The following is a 12,448-nucleotide window of genomic DNA, read 5'->3' on the forward strand; positions in this document are numbered from 1 at the left end:
TACGTGTCATTCCCCGGTGAACTGCGGCGGGCGCTTGGCGAACGTCGCCTGAATGCCTTCGGTCAGATCCTTGGACGGCAGGAAGGCTGCGTTCCAGGCCGCCACATAGCGCAGGCTTTCCGATACGGCCGAAATGCGCTGCTGGTCCAGGACGTCCTTGATGCCGTTGACGGTCAGCGGCGGGTTGGCGGCGATCTCGGCGGCGGTGGCATGGGCGGCGGCCAGCGCGGCGTCGGCGTCGTCGTAGACGTCGTTGACCAGGCCGACCTTCTCGGCCCGGGCGGCATCGATGTCGCGGCCGGTCAGCGCCAGCTCGCGCAGGTGCCCGTCGTTGAGGATCAGCGGCAGCCGGGCCAGGCTGCCGACATCGGCGACAATCGCCAACTTGACCTCACGCACCGAGAACTTGGCGTCGGCGCTGGCGTAGCGGATGTCCACCGCGGAGATCAGATCGACGCCCCCACCGATGCACCAGCCGTGCACCGAGGCGATCGTTGGAGTACGGCAGTCGGCGACGGCGCTGATCGCGTTCTGCATGCGCTTGATCTCGGCGTGGAAATCGGCGCGCGGTCGGGCGAGCGCGCCATCGGCCAGCAGCGTGGTGAACGAACCTCCCATCGCGGGCACATCCAGGCCGTAGCTGAAGTTTCTGCCCGATCCGGTGATCACGATGGCCCGCACGTCGCGGTCAGCGTCCAGCTTTGCGAACAGCTCCGGCATCTCCGACCAGAAGGCGGGCCCCATCGCGTTGCCCTTGCCCGGCCCGATCAACGTCACCTGCGCAACCTGGTCCTTGATTTCGACGGTGACGGATTCGTATGTTTCGCCCATGCCCAGACCGTAGCGTGGCGGATATGCCTTCTGATTTGCGACCCGGGCCAGATTCGCCGCCGACCGACGAGCTACGCAGCGCCGAGCAGTCTCTTGCCGTGCTGCAGCAGGTGCTGCACACCATCGCCGATGACGACCTGACCAAGCAGACACCGTGTGCGGAGTACGACATATCGAAGTTGACGGAGCATTTGCTGAACTCGATCACCACGCTGGGGCGCATGGTGGGCGCGGACTATTCGACGCGTCCAGACACCGAAGACGCGGTAGAAGGCCGAATCATCGGCGCGGCCCGTCCCACCTTGGATGCCTGGCACCGGCACGGGTTGGACGGCAACGTGTCGCTGGGCGAAAACGAGCTGCCCGCGAAAGTCGCCGCCTCGGTCCTGTCCGTCGAATTTCTGGTGCACGCCTGGGACTACGCCGCCTCGCTCGGACGTGAGGTGAACGCCCCGGATGCGCTCGTCGAATACGTCCTCGACCTGGCGCGGCGGCTCATCGGGCCGGATCAACGTGCGCGGCGCGGATTCGCCGAGCCCGTCGAAGTGCCCACCGATGCCAGCCCGATGGACCGACTGATCGCATTCACCGGCCGCAATCCGGCGTGGCGAGCCTAAACGCGTTCCAGATAGAAGTAGAAGTACCGGCCGTCGTCGACGACGCCTTTGCCGTTCATGATGCCCATCACCGCGTCGTCGTCGATCTTCTTGAAATGGTCGTGCACGGGCTGCCCGTCGTAGACCATCGTGGCGGTAATCTCGCCGCGGAACTCTTCCAACCAGAGGCTGGCTTCGCCCTTGCCCATCTCCACATTCGAGAATTTGTTGCCGTCGGCGTCCAGGCACACCAGCGGCTTCACGTCGGTGACGGAATTGAAGGTCTTGCCGAACCAACGGGCCTTCTCTAGCTTGCCGTTCATCTTGTGTCCGGTGACGAACTCGCCGCCCGACCATTCGCCGATCATGTCGTCGATGGTCGCCGGCTCCAGACTGGCCCAGTAATCATCGAGCTCGCCGTCGGAAACGGTGCGCTCCTTGAAATCGGCGAACTTCTTGCGCGCCAGGCTCATTCGTCACTCCTTACGGTCGGTGTTCCAGTTGCGGGCGAATTCGAGGAAGGCGGTGTTTTCGTCCGGCGCGCCGATGGTGACCCGCACGCCGTCGCTGCCGTACGGGCGAACCACGAGCCCCGCGTCGGCGGCCTGCTCCACGAAATCCCCCGTGCGTGGTCCGAGCGGCAGCCAGACGAAGTTGGCTTGCGACGACGGCAGCGTGAATCCGGCGTCGCGCAGGGCGTTGCTGACTCGGGTGCGTTCGGCGACGACGGCGTCGGTGCGCGCCAGCAGCTCCCCGGCCGCGTCCAGCGAGGCGATGGCCGCGGCCTGCGACACGCTCGTCACCGTGAATGGCACGTAGACCTTGTCCAGCGCGGTGATCACGTCGGGGTGCCCAATCGCATAGCCGACGCGTAGCCCAGCCAACCCGTAAGCTTTTGAAAACGTCCGTAACACAACAACATTGCTGTGGGAGCGGACCAGCCCCAAGCTGTCGGGCAGCATGCCGTCGCGGATGTACTCGACGTAGGCCTCGTCGATGGCGATCAGAATGTGCGGCGGCACCGCTTCCACGAAGCGGGTGAGCGCGTCCGGTTCGACGACGGTGGAGGTGGGGTTGTTGGGGTTGCACACAAAGATCAGTCGCGTCCGCTCGGTGACGGCGGCCAGCATCGCATAGAGGTCGAAGGTCTCGTCGGTCAGCGGCACCTTGATCGCGACCGCTCCGGCGACCTGGACCAACGGCGGATACAGCTCGAAGCTGCGCCAGCCGAAGATCACCTCGTCGCCCGCTGAGGCGGTGATTTGAACGAGCTGCTGGCACAGGCTGACCGAGCCGCAGCCCACGGCCACGTGCTCGGGGGCAAAGCCCGACCCCAGATGCCGGGCCAGCGCGGCCTTCAGCTGCACGCAGCCGTTGTCGGGGTAGCGGTTGACGACGTCGGTGGCCCCCTCGATGGCCGCCCGAACGCTGGGCAGCGGGCCGAACACCGTCTCGTTGCTGGCCAGTTTGATGGCGCCCGGCACCGTTTTTCCCGGTACGTAAACCGGAAGCCCGGCCAGCACGGGACGCAGGCGGGCGCTCACTTCGACAGCATATGTCGCCGCTGTGTACGCTAACCCTCCGGCGGTTCGGCGATGCCGAAATGAAGTCGGGTACCCTCGGGAAGTCCAATGGAGGCGTGCCAGAGCGGCCGAATGGGGCTCACTGCTAATGAGTTGTCCCCCTTCAAGGGGACCGGAGGTTCAAATCCTCTCGCCTCCGCAAGACAACTGAAGACAGGCGCCCGTAGCTCAACGGATAGAGCATCTGACTACGGATCAGAAGGTTGGGAGTTCGAATCTCTTCGGGCGCGCTTAATTGGCAGGTCAGAGGCTTGTTAGTACGGCCGGAATCTCGAGCGGGGCTAAATTCCTCGGTTATTCATCGGAATTGGGGATGAAGCCGTCCAGCGCGGCGCGGTTGTCCGTAACTCCTCGGTTATGCATCGGAATTGGAGATGAAGCCGTCCAGCGCGGCGCGGTTGTCCGTCGCGTCGATGGCCCCGTCGATGTAGTGCTTGCGAGTCACCTCCGGCGTAATGTGACCGAGCTGCGCGGCGGCGGCCTGTGGCGTTCCCAGTGCGATCTACCCGTGTCAATGTACCCGGCGACGGTGACGCAATACCGCGACATCCTTCCCGATCATCTGGTCGATCTGCTTCCCGAGAATCTGCGGCGTCACCGGTGTGGCGTGAGAAAAATCGGGAGCGTAGATGTATTCGCCGTCGTCGCGGACCCGCAACCACCCGACGGCTTTCCTGCCCTGGCCTAACCTGGCTTCCCGCGCGGGATCGCAGCGCGACTGGACCACTGCCATTGCGGTTACATCGGATTCGAGCACTCCCGTCCCGGTGCGACCGCGACTGGCCACCGGAACGAGCACGCCGTGGTCCTCGCTGGTGTTTGTGTCGTCGGCGGTACGGCCCAGCTCGATGAAAAACGGCGGCGCGATGATGCGGGAATGCGTGCCTGGCGTAGTCAGTCCGACCGATGCCGCTATCGCAGAACCGATTTCATAAGCGGATACGGTGAACACGTCCACCATGTCTTTGCCGGGCTGCTGTGCGGCGACAAACCCCGAGTCATTGATCCGACACGCCGCTATCCGTACCGCCGGGGTTTCTGGTGCCGAGTAGTGGACCTGGCATTCCACCCAGATGTCCGCCTGCGTGTATGCCTTCATCCACGGGCGAAAGTCGCGCAAATCGCCATCAGCGAGACGGTCTGCGATGGTACCGCTTTGAGGGGCGATCCCCGGAAGCCAGGTGTGGGTGAAGAATGGATACGGCAGATATTCGAGTCCCTCCAGCCAGCAAATCGCGGCCAGATCAGCCAGCCCTATACTGCCCACGGGTTGCAGCGTCACCGAATGGTTCGGCATTCATATCCTCGGTGGCCGGCGAGCCGAGCGTTGTTGGGGTGACCACTTGCGCTGCGCACGGTCGCGCTCGAAGCAAATCCGAGTTGAGCGAGTTAGCTCACAGAGGGTCTGCATATCGCCGGGGCACGTTGACAATGGGCTGATCTTGGCTCTGCGCGTGCTTCGCCGATGACGTTCCCAGCGATTGGGTACGCCGGTGTGAGTCGGGAATGTCCAGAGGGCGTTCCGGAAGTCCTTCGTGAGTGTCGCCCAGCCACAGAATCGTGTCCGGGTTTCCCGGATGACGAAAAGACGCGGACATCCGATTCTCGTCGAGATCGAGGAGGTAGTAGTAGCGCACGGCCTCGTCCAAGTCGGTCCACGGGCTTGGGTCAATGATCGACTCCCTGGTGTCGCGGGCTAGTCCCCAGGTGATTTCTGACGGCGGAGCTTTATACACGAGGTACATGAACGGGCCTTCGGTCCATGCATGCGAGATCAGGAAGGGGTTGCTTCCCCGCTCATTCTCCTCGTCGACGTGACGCAACAGATTGCGTAGCACATCTGCGGCGAAATCGCTTTGCGCGTCGGAGGATTCAGTTGATGGGCACATTCGTGTTCACCCAATTCGGAACTACCGTCACACCGGGTTGTGGTTCTGTCACTCCACTGCCCCCAGCGATGGGAAACATCGTGATCACCCCTTTCTGTCCCCCATCGGGCACGCCCGCACGTCCCGTGCTGGTATCGACCACGATCCTCATTGTCAACCGTTCGTTTGTGTCCTGGCAGCTGCCGAAAATTCCTGTCGAGCAATGGACGCGAACGATCGGAACCTCGTAAATAAGTTCACCATCCTTATTGCGTATAGGGCGACTGTGCGAAATCAGATCTACGAATACCTCTGGATTGGTTATGCCATGCCTCCAGAACAGCTTGTCGAACCCAAATCCTCTCTTGCCATCGTAGTAACCGCGCCGCAGAACGACGTGGTGACCATCCAGGTCGGTGGCCTCTCTGATCACCTCATTGGTCGGGTACCAATCCCCCGGCGGCTTTAGCGGGATATTGTGATCGACCAGTTGAAACCCGCCTCGGCTCCCGCGCCCGGTCAATGGTTGCGCGCCGGCGCGTATCTCACTGGCCGCGAATGTTTCGGCATCCGCCCACTTTTGCGCCGCCCGCCGGATTTCGGTTTCCTTTGAGTTGGCCGCTGCCGGGTACTGAAGGTTGGCGGCGGTCACCTTCAAATCGTCGCTGACCGTGAACTGATTGCTCGCCCGCGCGTCGCCAATGAGGTCCAGCACTGTAGTGCGCGTTCTAATGACGTTATCCATCGCCGCAACTGCCCGGCGGTGCAGTGTGTTGATTGTGTCCTTGTCGTCCGCGATGGTGGCGTTGCGGCGGGACGCCGTCGTGATCACCGCACCGGCGGTGGCTCCCTCCCACTCCGGCGCCCGCACCGCACCCTCGTAGGCATCCCCATGGTCGGCCATCCGCTGCGCGGCCTTCGGCCACCCGTTGATTACGTTGAGCGTCAGCTGCGGGTCCGACGATCGAATCTGAGTTTCGGTGATCCCTGCCGGTTCGTCGGGCTCGTCAGACATACGTGACGCCCGCGTCGTCGGCGGCCGTCACCGCCCAATGGTGTTTATGGGTCGCATCGCCTGCGGCGTAGATGTGATCGGCGTGAGTCTGGTTCAACTGCGGCAGCACCTCGGTGCTCACCCACAACGCCGCAACCAGAGAGGGGCTTTGCCTGCCGTCTGTTTGTGGAAGATCACCCGCCGAGAGCGAGTCACCGACATCGACCAGGACACCAGGCACCTTGCCAACATCTTCGCTCACCACCAGATCGCTCATCGCAAACCGCCCCTCGACCTCGGGTTCCACCAGTCACCGGCTCGAAGTTTAGCCGCGACGCCGCCGCAGAGTGGACCGCCGGTCGGGGACATCACGGATGCCGGCAATCAGCTTTCCCGGTGGCGGGGTGCGGGGCGATGTTGACGGCATGAGAGAGAACGAACACGGCATCCCGAGTTGACTGCCGCCGAACGCGCCAAATGGCAGCCACTGAATCCCCGATCGGCTCCCTGTCGTGGGGCACGGCGCGACACGCCGACGGATGACTAACGGAAGGTTGGGAGTTCCAATCTCTGGGGCGCGCCTTGCCATTGGCACCTGTGCAGCATGTTCCGGGAGTCATGTTGATCACGCCTGCACCGTTAACCCAGGACTGTTGATTCCCGATTGCGAGATATCACCCGTGATAGCGCTTTCCGGACTCGGAGTGTGGCCCGCTTCCCGCGTCAGAAGTGACAACAACCGAAGCTGCGCGTCGCGACTAACGCGTCTCGATGAGCCCCAACGCCCTTTCGAACAGCTGCACCGTAGCTGCGTGGAGTTGATCGCCGACCTCTTTCTCGGCCTTGCCGGCGCACGCACGGGCCAGCGTCCCCTCGATCACGATGCCGAGCTTGAAACAGGCCAGCACGGTGTACCAGGTCATCTGGGAAAGGTCGCGAGTGGTGTTGGCGGCATAGCGCTGTAGTAGGTCGTCGGTGCTGGCCAGCCCCTCCTGCGTGCCCAGAAAGTGGCTGAAAACGGACGAGCCGTCGTCCTGGCGCCAGGTCGCCAACAGCCAGCCCAGATCCAGCAACGGGTCGCCGATCGTCGACATTTCCCAGTCGCAGATGGCGACCACTTCCGGCCCGGTGCGGGAGAACATCACGTTGGCGGCGTGGTAGTCGCCGTGCAGAATGCCGGGTTTCCATGTCGTCGGACGGTGGCTCTCCAACCAGGCGGCCACCTGCTCGACGCCGGGGATCTGCGGCCCGGGGTAGCCGTCGTACTCCTGGTAAGACTCCAGCTCCGAAAGCCAGCGCGGCACTTGACGTTCCAGGAAGCCCTCCGGCTTGCCGAAATCGGCAAGACCTACGGCGACGTGGTCGACGGCCCCGAGCCTCGCCAACGCGTCGGCCATCGACAACCCCATGCCGTATTGCACCTGCGGGTCACCGGCGTGCAGCGGCGGCAGGCCTTCGCCGGCGTTGAACCCGTCGATCGGCTCCATCAGATAGAAGACCGCGTCGCCGAGCACGCGCGGGTCATCGCAGGCGGCGATCAGGTGCGGGTGCGGCACGTCGGTGCCCGCCAGCGCGGCGAGCACCTTGGTCTCCCGCAGGATCACGCTGTTGCTGCGCGGTCGCAGGTGCCGGGGACCGCGGCGCAGTACATACGAGCGACCGGACCGGGTGAAGCGCACCATGACGTTCTGGGTTCCGCCGGTGATGGCCGCGACGTCGGTCAGCGGACCCTCGCCCAGCCCCTGCTGCGACATCCAGTCCGCGACGGCGTTCAAATCCACCGGGTCCATCAGCGTCAGCCCTTCGCCTGCGGCGTGTAGCGGACGGTCTGCGCCCAGATCACGCCATCGCGGAAGACAAACGTGTCGACGCCGTCGTCAACCCGGCTCACCGCCGAATCGGCGGCCCACTCGAGGAAAAGCACGTCGCCCTCAAAGATCTGGGTCTTCAAGTCCCAGGCGGCGTGGGGCAGCTCGTCGAGCAGCTTGACGAACACCTGCCGAATCTCGTCCTTCCCGCGCGCCACCCCTGACGAGGTGATCAGCACCGAGTCCGCGGCGTAGTCGGCGACGATCTCGTCGAGGTCACCCGCGGCAAGGGCTTGGCCGTGGTGGGCGAATATTTGGTGCGGCGTACGAGTCATGTCGCTCCTCGACCTCCCGATGACCTGGTGCTCGTTTCTGGGAAAAGCGTAGGACACCCGTGGCAAGCGGCTGGAACCTCAAGCAGGGCCACGCCGCCTGGAAGAATAGTTTGCGAAACTGACGATCCAGCGGGGAGACAAAGTAATGCCGCGCACCGATAACGACTCCTGGGACATCACGCACAGCGTCGGCGCCACCGCGCTGGGCGTCGCCGCGGCTCGGGCCGCGGAAACCGACAGCGAAGACCCACTCATCAACGACCCCTTCGCGCGGGTGTTCGTGGAGGCGGCCGGCGACGGGGTGTGGAGCCTGTACTCGAACCCGGCGCTGCTGGCCGAAAAGTCCGACCTGGAGCCCGATGTGCGAGCACGCCTGCGTTTGATGGTCGATTTCATGGCCACCCGGACAGCGTTCTTCGACGAGTTCTTTCTGGGTGCGGCCGACACCGGTGTTCGGCAGGTGGTCATTCTGGCGTCCGGGCTGGACGCTCGGACCTGGCGACTCCCTTGGCCCGACGGCACCGTCGTCTACGAGCTGGACCAGCCCAAGGTGCTGGAATTCAAATCCGAAACGCTGCGCGATCACGGCGCTCGACCGGCGGCACAATTGGTGAACGTGCCGATAGATCTGCGCCAGGACTGGCCAAAGGCGTTGCAGCAAGCCGGGTTTGACCCATCTCGGCCGTCTGCCTGGTCGGCCGAGGGGCTGGTGCGGTATCTACCGGCGCAGGCGCAAGATCTGTTGTTCGAGCGCGTGCATGCCCTTAGCGTGACCGGCAGCTGGCTGGCCGCCAATGTGCCCGCAGCGGGTTTCACAGATCCCGAGCGGGTGCAGCGTCAACGCGAGGAGATGCGACGCATGAGGGCGGCGGCGGCCAAGCTGGTCGACGCCGAGATAACGGATTTCGACGACCTCTGGTACGCCGAGGAACGCACACCTGTCGCCGACTGGCTGCGCGAACGCGGTTGGCAGACATCGGCGGTCACCTTGCCCGAGCTGATGGCGCGCTACGGCCGCAGCGTTCCGAAGGGCGCCGAGGACTCAATGCCCCCAACGCTTTTCGTATCCGCTCAGCGGCGCGACGACGACGGCGGCGCCGGGCATCGTCGCGGCAATGGCTGAGCGCCCCGCCCGAGTTGACGACGTGCATCGCATCGCCGCGTCAATGCCCCACGTCACGCGCCTGGAAGGCCCCAAGGGCAACTCCATCTATCAGGTGGGCGGCAAGTCGTTCGTGTTCTTCCGAACGCCCCAGCCCGACGCCGTCGATCCCGACACCGGCGAACGCTATGACGACGTGATCATGCTCTGGGTGGAGTCGGAGAGCGACAAACTGGCGCTGGTCCAAGACCCTGATTCACCGTTCTTCACCACCGGCCATTTCGACGGGCATCCGTCGGTTCTGGTGCGGGCCTGCCGGCTCAAGGAAATCAGCAAGGCCGAATTGACCGAATTGATTCAGGACGCCTGGCTGTCGCGAGCGTCGAAGAAACGCGCCACCGCCTGGCTCGCCCGACAACAATAGTGCCGTGCTCCTGCATCTGACATAGGCGGCCTTTAAACGGCACCGACGCAGTCTAAGAAGATGTTTAAAGATCGGGCCGACGGGTATCGCTAGTGGCACGAGATTTTTCTCGGACACAACGGAGGTCACGGTGCGTGGTCGTGGGATCGGCGGAGTTCTCGGCATCATTGCCGTGGTCTGGCTGCTCATCGGAGTTTTTGCGGCTTATCAGCGGCACTACTTCGAGAATGGGCCAACTAACTGCGCCACAGGGGCTTCCATCGCAACGACGGTGATTGCGGGTCCATTGAATTATGCAATGAATCCCGCGGTGACTTGCCCGAAGGTGGAAGTGCCGCCGATAAGTACACCAACGCCGAAGCCATAAGTTAACCCCCACCCCTCAACAAAGGAAACTATCATGATCGCACTCGGTGTCATCTTGTTGATTCTGGGATTTGTTTTCCCAACCCTCGCCATTCTTTGGAAGATCGGCATCGTCTTATTGGTGATCGGCGCCGTGTTGTGGATCATGGGATCTGTGGGTCGTCCGGTCGCCGGCAGGCGGTACTGGTACTAGATCGCTCGATGGCGACCCGCTAGACCAGCAACCGAGCGGGGTGAAGCCGCGTGACTGGGTCAGCAGTCACGCGGCTTTTCACAGTTCACCCAAAGGAATCCCATAGCGTCGGCCCAGACCCACGCGGATACTTGAACCTGTGTCGTATCCCCGAGCCGCGGTTGACCGCGTGGTCATGTGCCGCGCGGACGGCAACCCGATCAACGTGCTGGTAGTCGACGACGAACCCGTTCTCGCCGAGATGGTGTCGATGGCGCTGCGGTACGAGGGCTGGAATATCGCCACCGCCGGCGACGGCCTGTCCGCGATCGCCGCGGCCCGCGCCCAGCGGCCCGACGTCGTCGTTCTCGACGTCATGCTGCCCGACATGAGTGGCCTCGAGGTGCTACACAAACTGCGCGAAGAGATTCCCCAACTGCCCGTGCTGCTGCTGACCGCCAAGGACGCGGTCGAGGACCGCATTGCGGGCCTAACCGCGGGCGGTGATGACTATGTCACCAAACCCTTCAGCATCGAAGAGGTCGTACTGCGCTTGCGGGCGTTGCTGCGACGCACCGGCGTGACGACGGTGGACAGCGGCGCACAGCTGGTCGTCGGCGACCTGGTCCTCGATGAGGACAGTCACGAAGTGACCCGCGCGGGCGAACCGATCTCGTTGACGTCCACCGAGTTTGAACTGCTCCGCTTCATGATGCGCAACGCCAAGCGGGTGCTGAGCAAGGCGCAGATCCTGGATCGGGTATGGAGCTACGACTTCGGCGGCCGGTCGAACATCGTCGAGTTGTACATCTCTTACCTGCGCAAAAAGATCGACAGCGGTCGCGAACCCATGATCCACACGCTGCGCGGCGCGGGCTATGTCCTTAAGCCGGCCCGCTAGCAATCCCCGAGTCTGGTCACTCCGATTCCGGCTATTGGTCGGACAAGTCGTGGTGCTCGCGGTCGTATGTGTAGGAATCACCGCGGTGACCGAGCTGGCGCTGCGGCACCACTTGCTGAAGCAACTGGACCAGCAACTCGGCGGCACCTCCTACCGTTCGGCGCTGATGTACCCCGAACCGCCGCACCGCCATGAGCATTACGTCAGGCCCGGACCTGGGCCGCGGTTCCTCGACGCGCCGGGCCAGCCGGCCGGCATGGTCGCGGCGGTCGTCAGCAATGGCACGACGGTCGACGCCGGTTATCTGACCAGCAGCGGTTCCCGGGCCGCGTTGACCCCGGCCGCGCAGGCCCAGCTGCAACAGATCGCGGATAGCCGCCGACCGGTCACGGTTGACCTCGACGGGCTGGGGCGGTACCGCGTGGTCGCTGCGCCCAGCCGTAGCGGCAACGACATCATCGTGACCGGCCTGTCAATGGCCAACGTCGACGCGACGATGTTGCGGATGCTGCTGATCTTCGCGATCGTCACCCTGGTCGCGCTGCTCGCCGCGACCAGCGCGGGCATCGTGATCATCCGGCGGGCACTGGCACCGCTGCGCCGGGTCGCGCAAACCGCCAGCAAGGTCGCCGATTTACCGTTGGACCGCGGCGAAGTCGAACTGCCGGTGCGGGTCTCGGAATCCGACGCAAACCCCCATACCGAAGTGGGTCAACTCGGCTCGGCCCTGAACCGGATGCTCGACCACATCGCCTCTGCCCTGTCGGCACGCCAGGCCAGTGAGACCCGGGTGCGTCAGTTCGTGGCAGACGCCAGCCACGAATTGCGCACCCCGCTGGCGGCGATCCGGGGCTACACCGAACTCACCCAACGGATGGGCGATGACCCCGAAGCGGTGGCGCATGCGATGAGCCGGGTGGCGTCGGAAACCGAGCGGGTCACCCGCCTCGTCGAGGACCTGCTGCTGTTGGCCCGCCTGGATTCCGGCCGACCACTGGAACGCGAACCGGTCGACCTTTCCCGGCTGGCGGTCGACGCGGTCAGCGACGCGCATGTGGCCGGGCCGGATCACCAGTGGGAGCTCGACTTGCCCGAGGAACCGGTGGTGGTGCCCGGCGACGCGGCCCGGCTGCACCAGGTGGTGGCGAACCTGCTCGCCAACGCCCGCATCCACACCGGCGCCGGTACCGTCGTGACGACCCGGCTGACCACCGAGCCGTCGCACAGCGTCCTTCAGGTGATCGACAATGGGCCCGGAATTCCCGAAGCACTCCAGTCGGAGGTCTTCGAGCGGTTTGCGCGCGGGGACTCCTCACGATCCCGCAAAGGCGGCAGCACCGGGTTGGGTTTGGCGATCGCTTCCGCGGTTGTCAAGGCGCACCATGGCACGATCACCGTCAAGAGTTCGCCCGGTCATACCGAGTTCACCGTGCGGTTGCCGCTCAACGGGTGGCAACCGTCGGCGTGA

The 12,448-nt window shown here is 64.1% G+C and carries 16 protein-coding genes and 2 tRNA genes; 9 read left to right on the forward strand and 9 right to left on the reverse strand.

Going from position 1 to position 12,448, the window contains the following annotated elements; translation table 11 throughout:
* Positions 1 to 6: 6 nt before the first annotated feature.
* A complete protein-coding gene (locus AC5Y2L_RS18305; RefSeq protein ID WP_499938870.1) occupies positions 7 to 831 on the reverse strand; it encodes a crotonase/enoyl-CoA hydratase family protein in 825 nt (274 codons plus the stop codon).
* Between the two features lie 23 nt (positions 832 to 854).
* Between AC5Y2L_RS18305 and AC5Y2L_RS18310 the strand changes: the two genes are divergently transcribed.
* A complete protein-coding gene (locus AC5Y2L_RS18310; RefSeq protein WP_499938871.1) occupies positions 855 to 1,448 on the forward strand; it encodes a TIGR03086 family metal-binding protein in 594 nt (197 codons plus the stop codon).
* Here AC5Y2L_RS18310 and AC5Y2L_RS18315 read toward each other — a convergent pair.
* Together AC5Y2L_RS18315 and AC5Y2L_RS18320 are read right to left on the reverse strand one after the other, a co-directional pair.
* Positions 1,445 to 1,900 (reverse strand): DUF4334 domain-containing protein, encoded by a 456-nt coding sequence (locus AC5Y2L_RS18315; protein WP_499938873.1) that lies wholly within the window; start codon positions 1,898 to 1,900, stop codon positions 1,445 to 1,447. The two genes, AC5Y2L_RS18310 and AC5Y2L_RS18315, sit on opposite strands and share 4 nt — an antisense overlap.
* A gap of 3 nt (positions 1,901 to 1,903) precedes the next feature.
* Positions 1,904 to 2,971 (reverse strand): aromatic amino acid aminotransferase, encoded by a 1,068-nt coding sequence (locus AC5Y2L_RS18320; protein ID WP_499938874.1) that lies wholly within the window; start codon positions 2,969 to 2,971, stop codon positions 1,904 to 1,906.
* Positions 2,972 to 3,060: 89 nt separating this feature from the next.
* Here AC5Y2L_RS18320 and AC5Y2L_RS18325 point away from each other — a divergent pair.
* Both AC5Y2L_RS18325 and AC5Y2L_RS18330 read left to right on the forward strand, forming a co-directional pair.
* A tRNA-Ser gene (locus tag AC5Y2L_RS18325) sits at positions 3,061 to 3,149 on the forward strand.
* A gap of 18 nt (positions 3,150 to 3,167) precedes the next feature.
* Positions 3,168 to 3,240: transfer RNA gene (locus tag AC5Y2L_RS18330), tRNA-Arg, on the forward strand.
* A gap of 281 nt (positions 3,241 to 3,521) precedes the next feature.
* Here the strand turns inward: AC5Y2L_RS18330 and AC5Y2L_RS18335 are convergent.
* From AC5Y2L_RS18335 to AC5Y2L_RS18360, 6 genes are all read right to left on the reverse strand, one after another.
* Positions 3,522 to 4,307 carry a hypothetical protein gene (locus tag AC5Y2L_RS18335; RefSeq protein ID WP_499938876.1) on the reverse strand — a complete coding sequence of 262 codons (786 nt, stop codon included), beginning with the start codon at positions 4,305 to 4,307 and terminating at the stop codon, positions 3,522 to 3,524.
* A 97-nt stretch (positions 4,308 to 4,404) separates the two neighbouring features.
* A complete protein-coding gene (locus tag AC5Y2L_RS18340) occupies positions 4,405 to 4,899 on the reverse strand; it encodes a hypothetical protein (RefSeq protein ID WP_499938877.1) in 495 nt (164 codons plus the stop codon).
* The gene (locus tag AC5Y2L_RS18345; RefSeq protein ID WP_499938879.1) at positions 4,883 to 5,893 is read right to left on the reverse strand and encodes a hypothetical protein; all 1,011 of its coding nucleotides are present in this window, start codon (positions 5,891 to 5,893) and stop codon (positions 4,883 to 4,885) included. Before AC5Y2L_RS18345 ends, AC5Y2L_RS18340 begins: the two co-directional genes overlap by 17 nt.
* A complete protein-coding gene (locus AC5Y2L_RS18350; RefSeq protein WP_499938881.1) occupies positions 5,886 to 6,149 on the reverse strand; it encodes a hypothetical protein in 264 nt (87 codons plus the stop codon). The genes AC5Y2L_RS18345 and AC5Y2L_RS18350 overlap by 8 nt, the downstream gene beginning before the upstream one ends.
* A 481-nt stretch (positions 6,150 to 6,630) precedes the next feature.
* The gene (locus AC5Y2L_RS18355) at positions 6,631 to 7,662 is read right to left on the reverse strand and encodes a phosphotransferase family protein (RefSeq protein ID WP_499938883.1); all 1,032 of its coding nucleotides are present in this window, start codon (positions 7,660 to 7,662) and stop codon (positions 6,631 to 6,633) included.
* A 5-nt stretch (positions 7,663 to 7,667) separates the two neighbouring features.
* A complete protein-coding gene (locus tag AC5Y2L_RS18360; RefSeq protein ID WP_499938884.1) occupies positions 7,668 to 8,015 on the reverse strand; it encodes a nuclear transport factor 2 family protein in 348 nt (115 codons plus the stop codon).
* Between the two features lie 145 nt (positions 8,016 to 8,160).
* On the opposite strand from AC5Y2L_RS18360, the gene AC5Y2L_RS18365 reads away from it, so the two are divergent.
* The 6 genes from AC5Y2L_RS18365 (at position 8,161) to AC5Y2L_RS18390 (ending at position 12,448) form a co-directional block, all read left to right on the forward strand.
* Positions 8,161 to 9,138 (forward strand): class I SAM-dependent methyltransferase, encoded by a 978-nt coding sequence (locus AC5Y2L_RS18365; RefSeq protein ID WP_499938886.1) that lies wholly within the window; start codon positions 8,161 to 8,163, stop codon positions 9,136 to 9,138.
* Complete coding sequence (locus AC5Y2L_RS18370; protein WP_499938888.1) at positions 9,131 to 9,541, forward strand: MmcQ/YjbR family DNA-binding protein; 411 nt, start codon at positions 9,131 to 9,133, stop codon at positions 9,539 to 9,541. The genes AC5Y2L_RS18365 and AC5Y2L_RS18370 overlap by 8 nt, the downstream gene beginning before the upstream one ends.
* 145 nt (positions 9,542 to 9,686) lie before the next feature.
* Positions 9,687 to 9,908 (forward strand): hypothetical protein, encoded by a 222-nt coding sequence (locus AC5Y2L_RS18375; RefSeq protein WP_499938962.1) that lies wholly within the window; start codon positions 9,687 to 9,689, stop codon positions 9,906 to 9,908.
* Between the two features lie 33 nt (positions 9,909 to 9,941).
* Entirely contained in the window at positions 9,942 to 10,100 is a 159-nt protein-coding gene (locus AC5Y2L_RS18380) for a DUF6131 family protein (protein WP_499938889.1), read from the forward strand.
* 175 nt (positions 10,101 to 10,275) lie between these two features.
* Positions 10,276 to 10,980, forward strand: coding sequence for a response regulator transcription factor (locus tag AC5Y2L_RS18385; protein WP_499938964.1), 705 nt, complete (start codon positions 10,276 to 10,278; stop codon positions 10,978 to 10,980).
* Positions 10,958 to 12,448: a sensor histidine kinase gene (locus AC5Y2L_RS18390; RefSeq protein ID WP_499938891.1), complete on the forward strand. Its 1,491-nt coding sequence runs from the start codon at positions 10,958 to 10,960 to the stop codon at positions 12,446 to 12,448. The genes AC5Y2L_RS18385 and AC5Y2L_RS18390 overlap by 23 nt, the downstream gene beginning before the upstream one ends.

It is taken from the genome of Mycobacterium sp. NGS66 (genome assembly GCF_059812225.1).